This is a genomic window from Micromonospora sp. NPDC003776, from assembly GCF_053605645.1.
This window is the reverse complement of record NZ_JBSGJR010000029.1, coordinates 1-20,075: the sequence shown is the minus strand read 5'-3', so window position 1 is coordinate 20,075 and position 20,075 is coordinate 1. Positions and strand designations below refer to the sequence as shown.

15 protein-coding genes and 1 tRNA gene are annotated in these 20,075 nt (G+C 72.2%); 5 read left to right on the top strand and 11 right to left on the bottom strand.

The window, feature by feature from the left end; all coding sequences use genetic code 11:
* Positions 1-43: 43 nt before the first annotated feature.
* Positions 44-120, bottom strand: a tRNA-Thr gene (locus tag ACWEVO_RS04975).
* Between the two features lie 364 nt (positions 121-484).
* Here ACWEVO_RS04975 and ACWEVO_RS04970 point away from each other — a divergent pair.
* Positions 485-1,576 (top strand): ABC transporter ATP-binding protein, encoded by a 1,092-nt coding sequence (locus tag ACWEVO_RS04970; RefSeq protein ID WP_452306263.1) that lies wholly within the window; start codon positions 485-487, stop codon positions 1,574-1,576.
* 63 nt (positions 1,577-1,639) lie between these two features.
* Here ACWEVO_RS04970 and rlmB read toward each other — a convergent pair whose 3' ends face one another.
* Both rlmB and cysS read right to left on the bottom strand, forming a co-directional pair.
* Positions 1,640-2,755 (bottom strand): 23S rRNA (guanosine(2251)-2'-O)-methyltransferase RlmB, encoded by a 1,116-nt coding sequence (gene rlmB, locus ACWEVO_RS04965; protein ID WP_452306262.1) that lies wholly within the window; start codon positions 2,753-2,755, stop codon positions 1,640-1,642.
* Positions 2,756-4,171: a cysteine--tRNA ligase gene (gene cysS / locus ACWEVO_RS04960; protein ID WP_452306261.1), complete on the bottom strand. Its 1,416-nt coding sequence runs from the start codon at positions 4,169-4,171 to the stop codon at positions 2,756-2,758. It lies immediately after the preceding gene.
* Between the two features lie 63 nt (positions 4,172-4,234).
* Here cysS and ACWEVO_RS04955 point away from each other — a divergent pair, with 63 nt between their 5' ends.
* Positions 4,235-4,882, top strand: a complete 648-nt coding sequence (locus ACWEVO_RS04955; protein ID WP_452306260.1) for an IclR family transcriptional regulator — start codon at positions 4,235-4,237, stop codon at positions 4,880-4,882.
* A 28-nt stretch (positions 4,883-4,910) separates the two neighbouring features.
* A complete protein-coding gene (locus ACWEVO_RS04950) occupies positions 4,911-5,981 on the top strand; it encodes an AfsR/SARP family transcriptional regulator (RefSeq protein ID WP_452306259.1) in 1,071 nt (356 codons plus the stop codon).
* Here the strand turns inward: ACWEVO_RS04950 and ACWEVO_RS04945 are convergent.
* The 3 genes from ACWEVO_RS04945 to ACWEVO_RS04935 all read right to left on the bottom strand — a co-directional run bounded on the left by ACWEVO_RS04945 (position 5,943) and on the right by ACWEVO_RS04935 (position 9,433).
* A complete protein-coding gene (locus ACWEVO_RS04945) occupies positions 5,943-7,640 on the bottom strand; it encodes a vanadium-dependent haloperoxidase (RefSeq protein WP_452306258.1) in 1,698 nt (565 codons plus the stop codon). The genes ACWEVO_RS04950 and ACWEVO_RS04945 overlap by 39 nt on opposite strands.
* 80 nt (positions 7,641-7,720) lie before the next feature.
* Positions 7,721-8,422 carry an HAD family hydrolase gene (locus tag ACWEVO_RS04940; RefSeq protein WP_452306257.1) on the bottom strand — a complete coding sequence of 234 codons (702 nt, stop codon included), beginning with the start codon at positions 8,420-8,422 and terminating at the stop codon, positions 7,721-7,723.
* Positions 8,423-8,470: 48 nt separating this feature from the next.
* Positions 8,471-9,433 (bottom strand): EamA family transporter, encoded by a 963-nt coding sequence (locus tag ACWEVO_RS04935; protein WP_452306256.1) that lies wholly within the window; start codon positions 9,431-9,433, stop codon positions 8,471-8,473.
* 87 nt (positions 9,434-9,520) lie between these two features.
* Here ACWEVO_RS04935 and ACWEVO_RS04930 point away from each other — a divergent pair, with 87 nt between their 5' ends.
* On the top strand, positions 9,521-10,066 hold the full coding sequence (locus ACWEVO_RS04930; RefSeq protein ID WP_452306255.1) for a CGNR zinc finger domain-containing protein: 546 nt from the start codon (positions 9,521-9,523) through the stop codon (positions 10,064-10,066).
* Positions 10,067-10,186: 120 nt separating this feature from the next.
* On the opposite strand, the gene ACWEVO_RS04925 is transcribed toward ACWEVO_RS04930, so the two are convergent.
* The 5 genes from ACWEVO_RS04925 to ACWEVO_RS04905 all read right to left on the bottom strand — a co-directional run bounded on the left by ACWEVO_RS04925 (position 10,187) and on the right by ACWEVO_RS04905 (position 18,665).
* Positions 10,187-11,596 (bottom strand): class II fumarate hydratase, encoded by a 1,410-nt coding sequence (locus ACWEVO_RS04925; protein WP_452306254.1) that lies wholly within the window; start codon positions 11,594-11,596, stop codon positions 10,187-10,189.
* Between the two features lie 39 nt (positions 11,597-11,635).
* Positions 11,636-14,617 (bottom strand): BTAD domain-containing putative transcriptional regulator, encoded by a 2,982-nt coding sequence (locus tag ACWEVO_RS04920; RefSeq protein WP_452306253.1) that lies wholly within the window; start codon positions 14,615-14,617, stop codon positions 11,636-11,638.
* 260 nt (positions 14,618-14,877) lie between these two features.
* Positions 14,878-16,545: a fumarate hydratase gene (locus ACWEVO_RS04915; RefSeq protein ID WP_452306252.1), complete on the bottom strand. Its 1,668-nt coding sequence runs from the start codon at positions 16,543-16,545 to the stop codon at positions 14,878-14,880.
* Positions 16,546-16,680: 135 nt separating this feature from the next.
* Positions 16,681-18,054, bottom strand: coding sequence for an outer membrane protein assembly factor BamB family protein (locus ACWEVO_RS04910; protein ID WP_452306272.1), 1,374 nt, complete (start codon positions 18,052-18,054; stop codon positions 16,681-16,683).
* A 119-nt stretch (positions 18,055-18,173) separates the two neighbouring features.
* Complete coding sequence (locus tag ACWEVO_RS04905; protein ID WP_452306251.1) at positions 18,174-18,665, bottom strand: Lrp/AsnC family transcriptional regulator; 492 nt, start codon at positions 18,663-18,665, stop codon at positions 18,174-18,176.
* Between the two features lie 139 nt (positions 18,666-18,804).
* On the opposite strand from ACWEVO_RS04905, the gene hppD reads away from it, so the two are divergent.
* Positions 18,805-20,010 (top strand): 4-hydroxyphenylpyruvate dioxygenase, encoded by a 1,206-nt coding sequence (gene hppD, locus ACWEVO_RS04900; protein ID WP_452306250.1) that lies wholly within the window; start codon positions 18,805-18,807, stop codon positions 20,008-20,010.
* The last annotated feature ends 65 nt before the right edge of the window (positions 20,011-20,075 follow it).

The following is a 20,075-nucleotide window of genomic DNA, read 5'->3' as shown; positions in this document are numbered from 1 at the left end:
CGGCCCTTGATGGGCTCGCCGAGCGGCTTTGACTGGGCAGGGGTGGAGCCCCCGGCCGGGATCGAACCGGCGACATCTCGCTTACAAGGCGAGTGCTCTGGCCAGCTGAGCTACAGGGGCGCGTGGTGCCGTGGTCAGCATAGCGACTGGCGTCCGAAAATCCCGCTCAGCAGGGCTCCCGAGCACGGAAAACGTCAATTTCCCGTCGCCGCCGCCGACGGATCGACGCCGGCGGGCGCGGAGGGCGGTGGGATTGATACCTCGCCGTGCCCGTGTGACCGGAATGTGTATGCCGTCCGTCCCACCGCTTGCGCCCCGCCTTGGCAGCGTCGGAAAACCCGTTTACCGTGCAGTGACACGGACGACACTTCTGGTCGGCCTCGGCTGCCCGGGTGACGCTCCGTTGGCCGGCACCTCGGGTGCCGGTCGCTCCTTCACTCGGATCGTCCGGCACGTTCCTGCCGGTGAAAGGAAGCGCTCCACCATGGCTACGGTCACCTACGCGAAGGCGTCCCGGATCTACCCGGGCACCGATCGCCCCGCGGTCAACAAGCTCGACCTCCAGATCGGTGACGGGGAGTTCCTCGTCCTGGTCGGCCCGTCGGGTTGCGGCAAGTCCACCAGCCTCCGGATGCTCGCCGGCCTGGAGGACGTCGACGACGGCGCCATCTACATCGACGACCGGGACGTCACCCACCTCCCGCCGAAGGCCCGCGACATCGCGATGGTCTTCCAGAACTACGCCCTCTACCCGCACATGACGGTGTACGAGAACATGGCGTTCGCGCTCAAGCTGCGCAAGACCTCGAAGTCGGAGATCGACCGGCGGGTCAAGGAGGCGGCCGCGCTGCTCCAGCTGGAGGACTTCCTCAACCGCAAGCCGAAGGCGCTCTCCGGCGGTCAGCGCCAGCGGGTCGCCATGGGCCGCGCGATCGTCCGCGAGCCGCAGGTCTTCCTGATGGACGAGCCGCTGTCGAACCTCGACGCCAAGCTCCGGGTGCAGACCCGTACGCAGATCGCGTCGCTCCAGGCCAAGCTGGGCGTCACCACCGTCTACGTCACCCACGACCAGGTCGAGGCCATGACCATGGGTCACCGGGTGGCGGTCATGCTCGACGGCGTGCTCCAGCAGGTGGACACCCCGCGGGCGCTCTACGACACCCCGGCCAACGTCTTCGTCGCCGGCTTCATGGGCTCCCCCGCCATGAACATCAAGACGGTTCCGCTGACCGAGCAGGGCGCGGAGTTCGCCGAGATGCACGTGCCGCTGACCCGCGAGCAGGTCGAGGCGGCCCGCGCCGAGGGCGGCGACGGCAAGGTGACCGTCGGCTTCCGTCCGGAGGACTGCGACCTGGTCAGCCCGAGCGAGGGCGGCATGCCGGTCGTGGTCGAGCTGGTCGAGGACCTGGGCTCCGACGCCAACGTCTACGGCCACGCCGCGCTCGGCGGCAACTCCGAGCGCTTCGTCGTCCGTACCGACCGGCGCACCATGCCGAACATGGGTGACACCGTGTTCGTCAAGCCGCGCCAGGGCCGCAGCCACGTCTTCAACGCTGCCACCGGCAACCGGATCTGACGTACCCGGAAAAAGGGGCGGCCCGCCACGGCGGACCGCCCCTTTTCGGGTCTTCTGCGGGGGTTACGCCTCGGCGGCGCGGCGGCGGGCGACCTCGGCGAGGGTGACCGCGGCGGCGACGCTGGCGTTGAGCGACTCGACGTCGGACACCATCGGGATGCTCACGGTCAGGTCGCAGGTCTCGCCGACCAGCCGGGACAGGCCCCGCCCCTCCGAACCGACCACCACGATCAGCGGACCGACCGCGGCCTCCAGGTCGTAGAGGTCGGTCTCGCCGTCGGCGTCCAGGCCGACCACGACGAACCCGGCGTCCTTGCACGCCTTCAGCGACCGGGTCAGGTTGGTGACCTGGGCGACGGGCACCCGCGCGGCCGCACCGGCACTGGTCCGCCAGGCGGTCGCGGTGATCCCGGCGGCCCGCCGCTCCGGTACGAAGACGCCCTGCGCGCCGAAGGCGGCGGCGGACCGGATCACCGCGCCGAGGTTGCGCGGGTCGGTGACCCCGTCCAGCGCCACCAGCAGCGGGGCGGCCTGCTCCAGCGAGGCCGCCATCATGTCCTCGAACGGCTCGTAGGCGAACGGCGGCACCTGGAGCCCGACGCCCTGGTGCAGCACCCCGCCGGTCATCCGGTCCAGCTCGGCCCGGCTCACCTCCAGGATCGCGATGCCCCGGTCGGCAGCGGTGCGGACGATCTCCTTGACCCGGTCGTCAACGTCGATGCCCTGGGCGGTGTAGAGGGCGGTCGCCGGCACGTCGGCGCGCAGCGACTCGAGCACCGGGTTCCGGCCGACCAGCAGCTCGGGGCTGTCCTTCACCGGGTTGGACCGGCGGCCCGGGGCGACCCGGGGGCCGCTCCGGCCGGCGGGTTTGCCCTTGCCGCCCTTCAGCGGGGCGCCGGCCCGGCTGCCCTTGCCCCAGGTGGTGTCCTTGGTGCCCGGCTGACCGATCTTCGGGGCGCGCCCCTCCTCGGCCGCCGTGCGGCGCTCCTTCTCCTGCTTCCAGGCGGTCCGCTGGGGCAATTTCTCGGTGCCCGAGTACGCCTTGTGCCAGGGCCGCTCGTCCGCGGGCAGGGTACGGCCCCGGCCGGCGAGGGAGTCCTTGTTCTTGCCGCCGGAGCCCTTCGGGGCCCCCGCCTTCGGCGTCAGTCGCCGGCCACGGCGCTGCGAGTTGCCGGCCATCTAGTCCTGCTCTCCAATAGTCCAACGGGGGCCCTGGGGCGTGTCCTCGACCACCACGCCGGCCTGCTTGAGCTGGTCGCGTACGGCGTCCGCGGCGGCCCAGTCCTTGCGGCTGCGGGCCTGGGCGCGCTGTTCCAGGGCGAGCGCGATCAGGGAGTCCACCACGCCGCGCAGCTCACCTGCGCGGCCGCCGCCGGTCCAGGCCGGGTCCAGGGGGTCGACGCCGAGGATATCCAGCATCGCCCGGGCGGCGGCCAGCGTGGTGCGGACGGTCACATCGTCGCCCGCGGTCAGCGCGGTGTTGCCGTCCCGGATCACCTCGTGCAGCACGGCGAGGGCGGCCGAGGTGTTGAGATCGTCGTCCATCGCCGCCACGAAGCCGGCCGGCAGCTCGCCGAGCGGCCCGGCGCCGACCCGCTCCACGGCCCGCTGGACGAATCCCTCGATCCGCCGGTAGGCGACGGCCGCCTCGCGCAGCGCGTCCTCCGAGTAGTCGATGCGGGACCGGTAGTGCGCGGCGGCGTAGTAGTAGCGCAGCTCCACCGGACGCACCCCGAGGGAGGCCACGTAGTCCAGGTCGAGGGTGTTGCCCAGCGACTTGCCCATCTTGGTGCCGCCGATGCCGAGCAGGCCGTGGTGCACCCAGTAGCGGGCGAAGGGCAGGTCCGCGGCCTGGGACTGGGCGAGCTCGTTCTCGTGGTGCGGGAAGGTCAGGTCGAGCCCGCCGCCGTGGATGTCGAACTCGGCCCCCAGGTAGCGCCAGCACATCGCCGAGCACTCGATGTGCCAGCCGGGCCGCCCCCGGCCCCACGGCGAGGGCCAGTAGGCGTCCGCCGGCTCGTCCGGCTTGGCGCCCTTCCAGAGCGCGAAGTCGCGCGGGTCGCGCTTGCCCCGCTCCGGAGCGTCCCCGGCGGGCTGCATGTCCTCCGGCGACTGGCCCGACAGCGACCCGTACGCCGGCCAGGAGGCCACGTCGAAGTAGACGTCGCCGGAGCCGTCGGTGGCCGGGTAGGCGTGTCCCGTCTCGATCAGGCGCGCGATGAGCTGGTGCATCTCCGGGACGTGCCCGGTGGCGCGCGGCTCGTACGTCGGCGGCAGCACGTTGAGCGCCCGGTAGGAGGCGGCCAGGATCTGCTCGTTGGCGTACGCGATCGACCAGAACGGTCGATCCTGCTCCATCGACTTGACCAGGATCTTGTCGTCGATGTCGGTCACGTTGCGGATGAACGTGACCTCGAAGCCGGACGCGGTCAGCCAGCGGCGCAGCACGTCGTAGTTGACGCCGGAGCGAAGGTGACCGATGTGCGGCGGGGCCTGGAGGGTGAGACCACACAGGTAGACCCCCACCTTGCCGGCTTCCCGCGGGACGAAGTCCCGCACCGATCGGGTGGCGGTGTCATACAGGCGTAGCGTCACCGTACAAGGGTAGCCGTCCGCGCATTTCCGGGTCGCCGGGAGCCGGGTCGTACGCTGCGTGCTGTGGACACCGAGGCGCGCGTACCGGAGACGGCCCAGACCCTGGACCGGGGGCTGCGCCTGCTGCACCTGGTCGCGGACGCGCCCCGCGGGCTGACCGTCACGGAGGCGGCCAACCGGCTCGGCATCGGGCGCGCGGCGGTCTACCGGCTGGTGGGCGCGCTCACCGGGCACGGCATGCTGCGCCGGGACGGCGAGGGCCGGCTGCGCCTCGGCGCGGGGGTGCTGCACCTGGCCCGCCGGGCCCAGCCGCTGCTGGCCGAGGGGGCGCTGCCGGCGCTGCGCCGGCTGGCCGAGCAGGCCGGGGCGACGGCCCACCTGACGGTGGTGGAGGGCGGGGAGGGCGTCGCCCTCGCGGTGGTGGAGCCGAGCTGGACGTCCTTCCACGTGGCATACCGGACCGGCTCCCGGCACCCGCTGGAGCGGGGCGCCGCGGGCCGGGCGATCCTGGCCGGGCGGGCGGGCGCCACCGGGCCGGTGAGCACCAGCGGCGAACTGCAGTCCGGGGCGTACGGGGTGGCCGTGCCGGTGCTGGGCGTGCCGGGTCTGGAGGCGAGCGTCGGCGTGGTCTCGCTGACCCCGCTCGACGTCGCCGAGATCGGCCGCCAGGTCTCGGCCGCCGCCGACGCCGTCGCCACCGCCCTGCGCTGACGGCTCGCCCGGCCCCACACGCCCGATCATGACGCTCTGCACGATTGTCAGTGCATCGTGCAACTTCTATGGTTACAGCAGCTTGGCGTTCTCCTCGAAAGACGGGGGCTGGGGGACTGATGGGCTTCTGTTCCAGTGTCATGCGCCGGAACCAGGCGCGGCCGGCATGAGGTTCCGACTGCTGGGCCCGCTCGCCGTCGAAGGCCCCGGCCCCTGGCCCAGGCTGGACGGTAGGCGGGCCCGTGCGCTGCTGGCGTTCATGCTCCTGGATGCCAACTCACTGCTGCGGGTGGAGCAGATCGTCGACGCGGTCTGGGGCGACTCGCCGCCTCGGACCGTACGCACCCAGGTGCAGGGACAGATCTCCCTGATCCGCCGCTGGCTGCGTGGACTGCCGGACATCAGGATCGTCACCCACGACAACGGGTACCTGCTGCGGTTGAATCCGTCCGACATCGATGTGGAGGTGTTCCGGCGGCTGGCCCGGCGGGGGCGCCGGCTCACCGTGACAGGGCAGCCCGCGGCGGCGGCCGAGGAGTACCGGGCGGCCCTCCGGCTCCACGTGGGCCCGCCGCTCGGCGACATCGATGCCCCCTTCGTCCGGGCCGCCGCTGCCGGGCTCGACGAGGAGCGGCTGGGTGTGCTCGACGACCTGATCGGCCTGGATCTGGCGGCGGGGCGGCACTATGAGCTGATTCCCACTCTCTCCATGCTGGTGGAACGGCATCCGCTGCATGAACCGCTCTGGTGTCACCTGCTGGTGGCGTTGGACCGCGCGGGCCGCCGGGGGGAGGCGATCGGCTGCTACCACCGCGCCCGCCGCCTGCTCGCGGAGGAACTGGGGATCGATCCCGGGGCCGAGTTGTCCCGGACCTACCGGTCGCTGCTCGGCGCCGATCCCGCCCCGGCGTTCGAGGCCGACCTGAGCCGTACCCTCAACCGACTGGCGGAGGCCGAGCGGATGCTGGACGAGATCCGGCAGCAGTTGGTGCGGCTGGGCGCCGACGGGCCAACGGCGCGGTCGGGGTCACCGACCGCGCCGCCGAGACCGTGTTGTCCGTCAGACGGTGGTACACGTCACACGGAGATTGCGGCTTGACCCGTCCCGAAGCAGAACGGAGAGGGTCTGCCCGCCGGGGCCGCACCCCTTGCCGGGGTTGACCGTGAACTCGTACCGGCCGTTGGTGAAGGTGACGGTGCCGCTGTTCGCCCCCGGTTGGCCGTTCCAGGAGACCCCGACCACGGCGTTCAGGTCGGTGACCGGGGTGCCGTTGGCGGAGAGCTTGAAGGCGAGGGTGGTGCTCACCCCGGCGGCGGCGTCCGGATAGCTGGTGCCCAGCAGAGCCTGCCCCTCATAGAAGCCGTCGAAGGTGTACGCCGGCACGGCCGGCCGGAGGAGGTTGCCGGTCACGTAGTTGGCCAGCTGGGAACCGGAGGACATCCCGGCGTCGGCGTCGAACTGGTAATGGACGCCGAGGTAGACGCGACTGCGGGCGTTCTCGGTGGCGGCGGCGTCGAACCCGGTGAACGCGCGTTGGACGCCCACGGCGTGCGGGTCGTCCGTCGTGCCGACGAAGCGGAACGCGCCGGTGCCGAAGAAGCCCTTCATCGCCCCGGCCCAGGCGGCGGCGAAGGTGGCGTGCCCGGAGGTGTACGAGGGAAACGCCGGCGAGAAGTTGACCCCCTTGGTGTCCGCGGAGAGCGGCTTCCAGTTCCCGTCGGGTTTGGTGGCTGCGTTGTTGTCGTCCTGCGGCTCGTGGATCGCGGTCTCCGGGCGCCAGAGGTCGATGTTCGTCTGGTACTTGGCGTCCCAGGCGACGATGGCCGCGTCACCCATGGCGATGCCGACCAGCGCGAAGAGGCGGGCGTTTCCGGCCTGGGTCAGCTTCGCCGACCTGGCCACGATCTGCGTGTGCGTGAAGAGCTGACCCGGCGGCTTGTAGGTGCCGTCCAGGTCGTTGGCCCAGAACCAGCCGGCCTGGGTCTGGTCCGTGGTCCGGGTGGTGCTGTTGTTCGCCCCGAGCCGCTTCACCTCGTCCACCTGGTCCGCGTAAAGCTGGCTGGTGAGGAGTGCCCCGTAGCTGGTGTACCCACCGGGCGGACCGGGGCGGAACTGGGTGTTCGAGGTCATCGCGAAGGGCTTCAACAGCCCCCAACTCGGCGTGACCGCGGTGGCGGTCGGGTCCGTGAGGTTGGTCCGCCGCCACTGGCCCGCGATGGTGCCGTCGACGTAGGTGGAGGTGTCCGGAGAACCGTCGTTGGCCCGGAAGTCGATCATCGCCTGCGCGCTCGCCGAGCCGATCCGCTGGCCGTCCGTGCGGTTCGGGGAGTCGGTCTTGCCCTCCTGCGCGGTGGCGAGGTCGGCGGCGAAATCGATCGACGGCCAGATGCTGCGCAGCGTGTCGTACGCCGCATAGTCGATCGAGGTCGCCAGGTCGGGGGTGACGCCGGCGGTCGGGCTGACCTTGATCCGGTAGGGCTGTCCGATACACCGATCAGCTCCGCCGGCGCAGAGGGCGGAGTTGGCCGCGTCGTAGATGGCACCGTGCACCATTGCCCCGGCGCGGGCGAGCGGGCCGGGCGCGCCGCCAACCTGCTTGAAGGTGCGGATCAGAACGTCGTTCCAGTACAGGACATGGTCGGTGGGCGCGACGGCGATTGCCGGACTGGTCGGTACGACGGCGACGGCGGTACCGACCGTGAGGGCCGCGAGCGCAGCGGCGCTGCGGCGGCGACGGGACGTGTGCAACCAGCCCATGGGACTCCTCGTGGGAATTGATCGACCACGGCTGATGGCCGCGGTGTCCCATCAGGCTGAACGGTTCGACTACGCGTCCACTACGGCATCGCTACCGACGACGCACCGTGCAGCGCTTCCAGCACCGTGGCGAGCTCGGCCAGGGTGGACACCTCGGCGTCGGGTGCCAGGCCGGACGGGCGGGGCAGCCGGCCCCGGTTCAGCCAGACCGCCCGCAGGCCGGCCCGCTGCGCCGCCGTCACGTCGTGCTCGGGCGAGTCCCCCACGTAGATGATCCGCCCGGCGGGCAGGCCGGCCGCGGCGACCACCGCCGCGTAGAACTCGGGCGCCGGCTTCTTCGGCAGGCCGTTCTCGTGCGCGTACAACTCGAAGGCGAACTCTCCGGCGAGGCCGCAGCGTTCCGCGCGGCTGTTGCCGTTGGTGGCGAAGCCGAGCAGGTGGTGCGGGCGCAGCGCGGCGAGCGCCGGCACCGCGTCCGGGAACGGCCTGCTCAGCTCGTACCGGCGGGCGAAGAAGAGTGCCGCCAGCTCGTCGAGGTGGTCGTCGAGCCCGGCCCGGGCCAGCGAGCGGGCCAGCGCCGCCCGCCGGATCGCCTGCACCGGCGCCGCGCTCAGCGCTCCGAACACCGCACCCCAGTCCGCCTCCAGCTCCGCGAGCGACAGCCCGGCCGCCGCCGGGGTCCGGCGTCGCATCTCCTCGAGTACGCACGCCAGCGCACCGGTGACCGCCGGGCGGAGGTCGATCAGGGTCTCGTCGGCGTCGAAGACGACAGCGGTCCGCATGCGGCCAAGCCTCCCAGTCCCTGCCGACCCGCGGTGGTCCCGCGGCGGTCAGTGCTCGGTCGCCAGGACCGGTTCGGTCGGGGCGGCGGCCACCGCCTCGGGCGCCGTGCGCAACTCGTCCACCCGGACCAGGGCGACCCCGGCCACGATCAGCGCTCCGCCGACCAACTGGATCCCGGTCGGCAGCTCACCGAGCACCAGCCAGGCGATCAGCACCGCGAACATCACCTCGGTCAACCCGACGAAGGAGGACAGCCGCGCCCCGAGGATCCGGGCCCCGGCCACCCCGGTCAGGTACGCGACGACCGCGGCGATCAGCGACAGCCCGGCGATCGGCACCAGCCAGCTCATCCGGTGTCCGGAGAAGGTGACGTCGGCGGTGCCGGCGTGCAGCGGGAGCGCCCCGATCAGGCCGAGCAGGAGCAGCACGAGCGCACCGACGGCCATCCCGCCGCTCGCCATCACGACGGACGGCAGCTGGGCGTCGACCCGACCGGCGATGACGTAGTAGCCGGCCAGCCCCACTCCGGCGCCGAGTCCCCAGAGCACCCCGACCGGGTCGAGCCGGCCCGCTCCGGTCAGGTCCAGCACGAGGATCAGTCCGGCGAGCGCGGTGAGCGATCCGACGACGGTGAGGAGCCGGGGCCGCTGTCCGTGCACCAGCCACATCCAGCCGACCACCAGCACGATGCCGAGGTACTCCAGCAGCAGCGCGACGCCGACCGGCAGGTAGCGGACCGCGTTGAAGAAGCACGCCTGGGCGAGGGCCACCCCGAGCAGCCCGAAGACCACAACGGTGCCGGCGTTGCGGCGGAGCACCGGCAGCCGCCCGCGCAGCGCGACCAGGGCGGGCACGGCGAGCACCAGCGCGGCGATGCCGACCCGGGCCAGCACCACCGCCTCGGCGGACCACTCCCCGGTGATCAGCGGACGGGCGAAGGTGCCCGAGGTGGCGAAGGTGAGCGCGGAGAGCAGGGCGAGGCCGAGGCCGACACCGGGCCGTTCACGCATCGACAACTCCTTGGTCCGGGGCGACCCGTCATGAGTCAAACGAGGTTATGCTGATGACGCTAGGCTGGTGCCCTGACAGGAGTCAAGTTGCTTTTCGCTCATGACACCGAGTGCGGCCTGACCGCCACAGCGGCGCTGGTCAACACCGCGGGCCCGGACCGCGAGGCGCTGCCGGACGTCGCCGCCCTCGACCAGTTCTTCACCGCGCACGCGTGGACCGGCCGGCACGAGCACACCGAGGCCGAGCTGCGCCAGGTCCGCGCGCTGCGGCCCCGGCTGCGCCGGCTCTGGCACGCCGACACCGACGAGGTGGTGACCATCGTCAACGGCCTGCTCCGCGAGTCGCACGCGCTGCCGCAGCTCATTCGCCACGACGACGAGCCGTACCACCTGCACGCCGTGCCCCGGGACGCGCCGCTGGCGACCCGGATGGCGGTCGAGGCGGCCATGGCGATGGCCGACCTGGTCCGGATGGACGAACTGGGCCGGCTCCGGCTCTGCGACCACCCGGACTGCGACAACGTCCTGGTCGACCTGTCGAAGAACCGCTCCCGCCGGTTCTGCGACGCCGGCTGCGGCAACCGCGCCGCGGTGACCGCCTACCGCGCCCGCCGGGCGGCCGCCCAGAACTGACCCGGCCGGGCGTGCTGCCACTCCGGGAGGCGGCGGCATCCCCGGGCTCGTGGACACCAGCGATCGGCGACCATCATGCCGGCGGGGGTGGGCCGGGCCGTCAGGGACGCGACCGGGCCGTCAGGGGTGGGTCATCCGGAGCAGGTCGAGGGCCTCGTCGAGCTGGTCCTCGCTGAGCTTGCCGGACGCCACGTGCCCCCGCGAGATCACCACCTCGCGGATGGAGACCTGCTTGGCCAGCGCCTCCTTGGCGATCGAGGCCGCCTCGTCGTACCCCAGGTGGCGGTTGAGCGGGGTGACGATGGACGGCGACCCCTCCGCGTACGCCAGGCAGACCTCGGCGTCCGCGACGAGGCCGACCACCAGGCGGTCGGCGAAGAGCCGGCTCGACGCGGCCAGCAGCTTGATCGACTCCAGCAGGTTACGGCCCATCACCGGGAGCATCACGTTCAGCTCGAAGTCGCCCTGGGTTCCGGCGAACGCCACGGCGGCGTCGTTGCCGATCACCTGTGCGCAGACCTGCCGCATCGCCTCGGCGACCACCGGGTTCACCTTGCCCGGCATGATCGACGAGCCCGGCTGGAGGTCGGGGATCCGCAGCTCCCGCAGGCCGGCACGCGGGCCGGAACCCATCCAGCGGATGTCGTTGGCCATCTTGTACAGGCCGACCGCGATGGTGCGGAGCTGGCCGGACGTCTCCACCAGCGCATCCCGGGCGCCCTGCGCCTCGAAGTGGTTGCGCGCCTCGGTCAACGGCAGGCCGGTCGAGTCCCGCAGCTTCTCGATCACTTTGGCGGCGAAGCCGAGCGGGGTGTTGATGCCCGTGCCCACCGCCGTGCCACCCAGTGGCAGCTCGGCCAGCCGGGGCAGCACCGCCTCCAGCCGCTCGACGCCGTACCGGACCTGGGCGGCGTACCCGCCGAACTCCTGGCCGAGAGTGACCGGGGTGGCGTCCATCAGGTGGGTACGCCCGGCCTTGACCACGGTGGAGAACTCCTCCGCCTTCTCCTCCAACGCGCCGGCCAGGTGCTTCAGCGAGGGAATCAGATCCTCCACCACGAACTGGGTGGCGGCCAGGTGGATCGAGGACGGGAAGACGTCGTTGCTGGACTGCGAGGCGTTGACGTCGTCGTTCGGGTGGACGCCGCGCCCCAGCTCGCGGCCGGCCAGCGTCGCGATCACCTCGTTGGTGTTCATGTTGGACGAGGTGCCGGAGCCGGTCTGGAACACGTCGACGGGGAACTGGTCGTCGTACCCGCCGTCGGCCACGTGCGCGGCGGCGGTGGCGATCGCCTCGGCGACGTCCGCCCCGATCACTCCCAGCTCGCCGTTGACCTGGGCGGCCGCCCCCTTGATCTGGGCCAGGGCCTTGATCTGGGCCGGTTCGAGGCCCCGCCCGGAGATCGGGAAGTTCTGCACCGCGCGCTGGGTCTGCGCCCGCCACAGCGCCTCGGCGGGCACCTCCACCTCGCCCATCGAGTCGCGTTCGATCCGGTAGCCGGTCGCCTCTGGAGTCGTCACGCACACCATCCTGCCGCGCGACTCGCCCCCGTGCAGGGAAAGCGGGGCTCACCCCAGCTCGGTCAGCAGCTCCTCGGTCCGGCGCTGATCGGGCGACTCGATCTGGCGGAAGAGTGCCAGCGCCCGCCTGGCGTACGTCCGGGCCTGCCCCGGATCGGTGTCACGCAGGCAGCGCGCCATGCCCTCCAGAGCGCGGGCCTGCTCGTAGCGCGCCTCCAGCCGGGTGGCGTCCGCGAGCACCCGCTGGTGCAGGTCGAACGCGCTCGCGGCGTCCCCCTCGGCCAGGATGGCCCGGCCGAGAAGGTTCCGGGACGAACACTGCCCGACCCGGTCGGCGGCCTCGCTCATCAGCAGCAGCGCCGTACGGTGCATCTCGGCGGCCCGACCGGGCTGCCCGGCCTCTCGTTCGATGACCCCGAGCTCATTGAGCACCTCGGCCTCACCGAACCGGTTGCCGGTCCGCCGCTTCAGACCCAGGGCGGCCCGCAGCAGCCGGCGGGCCGGCTCGAGGTCGCCGAGCCGGTGCCGGATCATCCCGATGTGCCCGATCGCATGCGCCACGTGTCGGGTGTCCCCGTGCTGTTGGGCCAGCAGCAGGTGGTGCCGCGCGACCCGCAGCGCCTCCGGATAGCGGCCCCAGCAGAGCAGGCCGAAGGAGAGGTTGTTCAGCAGGCTCGCCCGGACGGCGACGTTGTCCGAGGGGTCATCGAGGGCCAGGGCGGCCTCGATGTACTCCTTGCCCCGCCGGTAGTCACCATTGGTCAGGGCAGCCGTGCCGAGGTTGCCGAGGATGCTCCGCACCTCGGCCTTCCGCTCGAGCCGGCGGTAGTGGGTGAGTGCCACCTCCATGAGCCGGATCGCTTCGGTGAACCGGCCCAGCCGGTGGTGGGCCGAAGCCAGGTAGTTCAGCGTCAGCGCACTCGCCTCATCGTCACCGAGCGCTTCGGTGACGCGCAGCGCGATGGTGTGGCTGTCGAGCAGCTCATCGATGTGCCCGGCGTCGAAGTTGGCCCGCCAGGTGGCGCGAGCCAGCTGCCAGCAGTGCTGGAGGAAGCCCTCCGCCTCGGCGAGGCGCACCATCGCGCTGAGCGCCGCCCCGTTCTCGTCGAACCAGGAACGACCCTGTTCGGCGGCGGCCGACACGAGGTCGTCCCGGGTCGGTCGTGGCAACCGGGCGAGCGACAGGCTCCCCACCATCTCGATGCTGCGGGCGATGGTGGCAGCGACCTGCAGGTGATAGTCGAGCAGCCGCTCCAGCGCGTCCCGTCGCTCCGTGACGTGCTCCGGTTGGGCGAGCAGCGTGCGGGCGTACTCCCGCACGAGATCATGCAGCCGGTACCGCCCCGGCTGCACCTCCTCCACCAGGTGCGCGTCGACCAGCTCGTCGAGCAGGTTCTCGGCGGCCGGCAACGGTAGGCCGAGGAGGGCGGCGGCCACCCGGCTGTCGAACCGGCTGCCGGGGTGCAGGCCGAGGAACCGGAACAGACGCTGGCTGGGCGGCGTCAGTTGGGCGTACGACAGGGCGAAGGCCTGCCCCACCGACCGTTGGCCCGCCGCCAGCTCGGCGAGGGGATCGCCGCCGGTCGCCAACCGCTCGGCCAGGTCGGCCACCCGCCACCCCGGCCGGTGGGCGAGGCGGGCGCTGGCCAGGCGCAGGGCCAACGGGAGGTAGCCGCAGCGCCGCGCCACCTCGGCGGCCGCCTCCGGCTCTGCCCGGACGCGGTCCGCGCCGACCACCCGAGCCAGGAGCTCGACCGCTTCCTCGGGGTCGAGGACCGGAAGCGAAGAGGGGCGCCCGCCGTCCAGTCCGATGAGCCGACGACGGCTTGTGACCAACGCCAGCGAGTCCGAGCTGGCGGGAAGCAACGGCATGACCTGGTCGGCGTCCGCCGCGTTGTCGAGGACCACCAGGGCGCGGCGGTTGGCCAGCTCGGTCCGCCACATGGTCAGCCGATCGTCCGCGTCCAGTGGCACCCGTTCCGCCGGCACGCCGAGCTGGCGCAGCAGGGTCGCCACGGCGGCCGCCGGAGTGAGAGGGCTGCGCTCACTGTGCCCGTGCAGGTCGATGAAGAGGTGCGCGTCCGGGTAGCGGTCGCCGAGGACGGTCGCCACCCGCACCGCCAGGGCTGTCTTGCCGCTACCGGCCATCCCGTCGATGAGCTGGATGCGCGCACCGTCCTGCTCGATCTCCTTGATCAGCCGGATCATGGTTTCGTGGCGTCCGGTGAAGTCGTTGATCGCCCGGGGCAGCGAGCGGACCGGCGCGACGGGTGGGGACAGCGCCGGGCCGAGGGCCAGATCGCCGGCGAGCACCCGCTGGTGCAGCTCCTGCAGCGCCGCGCCGGGCTCGATGCCCAGCTCCTCGGCGTAGATCCGGCGGCCCTCGCGATAGACGGCGAGCGCGTCGGCCTGCCGGCCGACCGTGGAGAGGGCGAGCATCAGCTGACCGCGCAGGCGCTCCCGCAGCGGGTTCCGCTCCACGCTCTCCGTCAGCTCGTCGAGCAGCTCGGCCGCCTGGCCCAGCCGCAGCTCGACCTCGACGCACTCCTCGAGCGCCGCGAGGCGCTGCTCGTCGAGGGCCTGCGCCCGCCGGCGCACGCTCCGGCTGGTGATCCCGCTCAGCGCGGGCCCGCGCCAGAGCGCCAGTGCGGCGCGGTAGTGCCGGCGCGCCTCGGCGGGCTGCCCGGCGGCGACCGCGGCCCGGCCCGCGTCGACGTCGCGCGCGAAGACCTCGGCGTCCAGGTCGCTCGGCTCGATCCGGACGCCGTAGCCGACCGGGTCCCGGACGATGATCTCCGGGGGCAGTCCGAGCACGGCGAGCCGCCGCCGCAGTCGGGACACACAGATCTGAAGCTGGGTCCGGGCGGTGGCCGGGGGCCGGTCCTCCCAGACCGCGTCGATCAGTTCCTCGACGGGCACCACCCGCCCGGCCCGCAGCAGCAGCATGGCGAGCACGGTCCGGTCCCGCCCCGCGGTGACGGTGGCCTCGCCACCGCCCACCCGCAGGGATCCCAGGATCCCGAACCGCATCTGCGCCCCCGCACGCCTTTTGTGCAACTTCCAGCAGCGTAGCGCCCTGCTCACGGATCACCTCGTCGAGGCGATAGCGAGGTGATAGCGGATCGACAGCGGTACCCCGGACACTCGTCCCGGTTGTCGGTGACGACATCCGACGGGGGCGGTGCGCCCGCCCGGGCACTCCCCGGGTGGGCGCACCGATGTCGATGAGGCGACACAGCGTGAGGGGCGCCGAGCCGAAGCTCAGCGCCCCTTTTCGCGTACGCGGGACGTCAGCGCCGGCCGACGGTGAGCACCGGCTTGGTGACCTCGGCGAAGAAGTCGTTGCCCTTGTCGTCCACCACGATGAACGCGGGGAAGTCCGCCACCTCGATCTTCCAGACCGCCTCCATGCCCAGCTCGGGGTATTCGAGCACCTCGACGTGCTTGATGCAGTCCTGGGCCAGCCGGGCGGCCGGGCCGCCGATCGAGCCGAGGTAGAAGCCGCCGTGCTGCTGGCAGGAGCGGGTGACCTGGGCGGAGCGGTTGCCCTTGGCCAGCATCACCATCGAGCCGCCGGCCGCCTGGAACTTCTCCACGTACGCGTCCATCCGCCCGGCGGTGGTCGGGCCGAACGAGCCGGAGGCGTAGCCCTCGGGGGTCTTGGCCGGGCCGGCGTAGTAGACGGCGTGGTCGCGCAGGTACTGCGGCATCGGCTCGCCCGCGTCCAGCCGCTCGGCGATCTTGGCGTGGGCGATGTCCCGCGCCACGACGAGGGGGCCGGTCAGCGAGAGCCGCGTCTTCACCGGGTACTTGGACAGCTCGGCCCGGATCTCGTCCATCGGCCGGTTGAGGTCGACCCGGACCACCTCCGAGGCGTCGAGGTGGGCGTCGGTGACGTCGGGCAGGTAGCGCGCGGGGTCGGTCTCCAGGCGCTCCAGCCAGACGCCCGACGGCGTGATCTTGGCGACCGCCTGCCGGTCCGCCGAGCAGGAGACGGCGATGGCCACCGGGCAGGAGGCGCCGTGCCGGGGCAGCCGGACCACCCGTACGTCGTGGCAGAAGTAGCGGCCACCGAACTGCGCGCCGATGCCGAAGTTGCGGGTCAGCTCCAGCACCTCGGCCTCCAGCTCCAGGTCGCGGAAGCCGTGCGCGCTCATCGAGCCGGAGGTGGGCAGGTTGTCCAGGTACTTCGCGGAGGCGTACTTGGCGGTCTTCAGCGCGTACTCGGCGGAGGTGCCGCCGATCACGATGGCCAGGTGGTAGGGCGGGCAGGCGGCGGTGCCGATCAGCCGCAGCTTCTCCTCCAGGAACTGCATCATCCGCGTCGGGTTCAGCAGCGCCTTGGTCTCCTGGTAGAGGTACGACTTGTTGGCCGAACCGCCGCCCTTGGCCATGAAGAGGAACTTGTACGCGTCAGCGTGCCCGTCCGGGTCCTCGGCGTAGAGCTCCACCTGGGCGGGCAGGTTGCTGCCGGTGTTCCGCTCCTCCCACATGGTCAGCGGGGCGAGCTGGGAGTAGCGCAGGTTGAGCCGGGTGTACGCCTGGTAGACGCCGCGGGAGATGGCCTCGGCGTCGGTGCCGTCGGTGAGCACGTGCCGGCCGCGCTTGCCCATCACGATCGCGGTGCCGGTGTCCTGGCACATCGGCAGCACCCCGCCGGCGGCGATGTTGGCGTTGCGCAGCAGGTCCAGCGCGACGAACCGGTCGTTCGGCGAGGCCGCCGGATCGTCGATGATCGAGCGGAGCTGGGCCAGGTGCGCGGGGCGCAGGAAGTGGGCGATGTCGTGCATCGCCTCGGCGGTCAGCGCGGTCAGCGCGGAGGGCTCCACGGTGAGGAACCGACGGCCACCCGGGCCGTTGACGACGTCGACGCCCTCGTCGGTGACCAGGCGGTACTCGGTCTGGTCAGGACCGGTCGGCAGCAAGGGGGCGTACGAGAACGCGGCGGCACTGCTCATGACGGAAAAGCCTAGGGCAGGCGCGTCGATCGGTGGCACCCCCGGGGGCGTCCTGGGACGCCGCTCTCATCCGCCCGGCCGACGGCTCCGGGTCGCGGCGCGACGTCAGGCGCGCCGCGCCGGAGTCGTCGCAGCTCAGCAGAGTTCCTTCTTCGGCCCGCAGCTGCCCTGGTCGGACGGGGGCACGTAGGTGCCGCCCGGGTTCGGCCCCGGGACGCCGCCGCCCTCGTCCGGCGGGGGCGGCACGGTGCCGCCGGCGCCCCAGCGGACGTACCCGATCTCCCGCCCCTCGCCGATGATCATGCCGTTGGGGCCGACCGCCAGGGCGTTCGCCGAGGTACGCAGCACCACCAGTTCCTGACCGGTACGCGGGTCCACCGCGATCAGCCGGGACGGCTTCTCCTCCGCGATCACCGCCGCGTACGGGGTGAGCGCCGCCCCGCTCTTGCCGCCGGCGGGCCGGGTCCACCGGGTGCGGTCGACGGCGAGCTCCCGGCCGAAGATCGACTGCTTGTCGGCGCTGCGCACCAGCGCGTACCGGTCGTCGACGGCGAGCAGCTTCTCGCCGTCCGCGTCGACCTGGAGCAGCCGGCCGTCGTACCCGTCGAGCACCGCCTCGCGGCCGTCCGGGGCGACCCCGATGAGCACGTTCCGGGCGCCCTGCGGGTCCTCCCGCTGCACGCAGCCGGCGTAGTCGGCGGTCCGCAGGTTCAGCCCGGCGCGTCGCCACACCTGCTGTCCGGTGGCCGGGTCGACGGCGGAGATGCTGAAGTAGCAGGTCCCGTCCCGCGAGGTGGCGGTGATCCGGAGCAGCCGGCCGCCGATCACCGCGAGCCGCTCCTCCCGGCCGGGCTGGACGTTCTGCAGCACCCGCCCGGTGGCGGTGTCCACCACGTGCACCCGCCCGTCGACCGGGAAGCCGAGCAGCGGCGGCACGTTCTCCGGCCCGGCGATGTTGCCGTCGATGCGCGGGGCGCCCAGCCGGCGGGTGCCGAGCAGCTCCGGGTTGTCGGCGAGCACCCCGCTGTGCACGCCGGGCAGGAAGGCGGTCCAGAGCGGCCGGGTGCCGCGCGGCTCCCAGGCGCTCAACGTGCAGTCGGTGGGCGCGGCGCAGCGCACGTCGAGCAGCAGGTTGCGGTACGTCCAGACGGCGACCGCCTGGTCGTCGTGGCGGCGCACCACGCCGGTGGCCGGGTCGAGCAGCTCGTACCCCTTGACCAGGAGCTTGCCCACGGCGACGACCGGGTCCCGGTCGCCGCCCGCGACCGCCGCCCAGTCCGCCTTGCGCTCCCAGAGCTGGGTGCCGGTGGCCAGGCTGCGCGCCTCGACCCGGGTCCGCTGCTCTACGATCACGGTGTCGCTGGCGATGGTGACGCTCTTCGGGGTGCCGCCGACCCGCTGCTGCCAGACCACGTCCGGCTCGGAGATCGGCTGGCTCCGGTCGACCCAGTCCCACATGGTCGGAAACGGGTTCCACACGCCGGTCGCGGCGAGCACGACCACGGTGATGAGCCCCAGCAGCAACCAGCCGCGTACGCCAAGGCCCTTCACACCGCACACGGTAGCGACGATCACCGCTGCGCCGACCCTCCGAACGGCCGTGTCGCGCCGCTTTCTCGGCAAGCGGTCTACCCGCCGCGGGCGGCCGAGCGGACCAGCGGGAGGGTGCGGTAGGGGATCTGCTCGGCCAGCGCGATGATCGTGGAGGCGCGCCGGATGCCCTCGGACGAGACGATCTGGTCGATCACCCGCTGGAGGTCGGCGTTCGACCGGGCCACGATCCGGCAGAGCAGGTCGCTGGAGCCGGTGATGGTGTGCGCCTCGAGCACCTCGGGGATCGCCGCCAGGTGCGCGGTCACCGGATCGTGCCCGTGCCGTTGGCTGATCTCCAGGGTGACGAAGCTGGTCACCCCGAAGCCGATGGCCGCCGGGGAGATGTCCGGGCCGAAGCCGCCGATCACCCCCCGGTCGACGAGCTTGTCGAGCCGGGCCTGGACCGTGCCCCGGGCCACGCCGAGCCGGCGGGAGCACTCCAGCACCCCGATCCGGGGCTGCTCGGCCAGCAACGTGAGCAGTCGTGCATCCAGCTCATCGAGCTGTACATCCTGACCAGCACTCATGGGTTGTCACCCTACCGAATGCGCAACCTGACCAGCATTTCCGCCAACTGTTGCCCAACGGCCGCCGGCGCAGCGATCCTCGCCACAACAGCAACCGACGGCGGCCCACGAGGCCGGCCGGTACGCAAGGGAGGCCACCATGACCCAGGCGATCGACCGACCCCAGTCGACCGAGGAGGTCGACGCCGATGCCCTCATCGGCGCCGTCGACCACGACATCACCCGGGACCCGTTCCCGGTCAAGGGCCTCGACCACGTGCACTTCCTGGTCGGCAACGCCAAGCAGGCGGCCCACTACTACTCCACCGCGTACGGCATGACCTGCGTGGCGTACCGGGGTCCGGAGCAGGGCTACCGGGACCACGCCCAGTACGTGCTCACCAGCGGTTCCGCCCGGTTCGTGCTGACCGGCGTCGTCCGCCCGGACGCCGAGGGCGCCGAGCACGTGGCGAAGCACAGCGACGGCATCTCGGACATCGCGCTGGAGGTGCCGGACGTGGACGCCGCGTACGCGCACGCCACCGCGCAGGGCGCGACCGGTCTGGTCGAGCCGCACGACGTCAGCGACGAGCACGGCACCGTCCGGATGGCCGCCATCGCCACGTACGGCGACACCCGGCACACCCTGGTCGACCGGTCCCGCTACGCCGGCCCGTTCCTCCCCGGCTTCGTGGCCCGCGGCCCGATCGTGGACCGCCGGCCGATGATCGACGCCGGTCTCCAGCCGAAGCGCTTCTTCCAGGCCGTCGACCACGTGGTCGGCAACGTGGAGCTGGGCCGGATGGACGAGTGGGTCGAGTTCTACAAGCGGGTCATGGGCTTCACCAACATGGCCGAGTTCGTCGGGGACGACATCGCCACCGACTACTCCGCGCTGATGAGCAAGGTGGTCGCGAGCGGCACCCGGAAGGTGAAGTTCCCGCTCAACGAGCCGGCCATCGCCCGCAAGAAGTCGCAGATCGACGAGTACCTGGAGTTCTACCAGGGCCCCGGCGCCCAGCACATCGCCGTCGCCACCAACGACATCCTGGCCAGCGTCGACGCCATGCGCGCGGCCGGCGTCGAGTTCCTCGACACCCCGGACTCGTACTACGAGGACCCGGAGCTGCGCGCCCGGATCGGCCAGGTGCGGGTGCCGATCGAGGAGCTGCAGTCCCGCAAGATCCTGGTGGACCGGGACGAGGACGGCTACCTGCTGCAGATCTTCACCAAGCCGGTGCAGGACCGCCCGACCGTCTTCTTCGAGCTGATCGAGCGGCACGGCTCCCTCGGCTTCGGCAAGGGCAACTTCAAGGCCCTGTTCGAGGCCATCGAGCGGGAGCAGGAGAAGCGCGGCAACCTGTAACACTGTCCGCGTGACCCAGCCTCCCCCGAGCACTCCGCCGCCGCCCGCCGGGCCCCCGCCCGCGG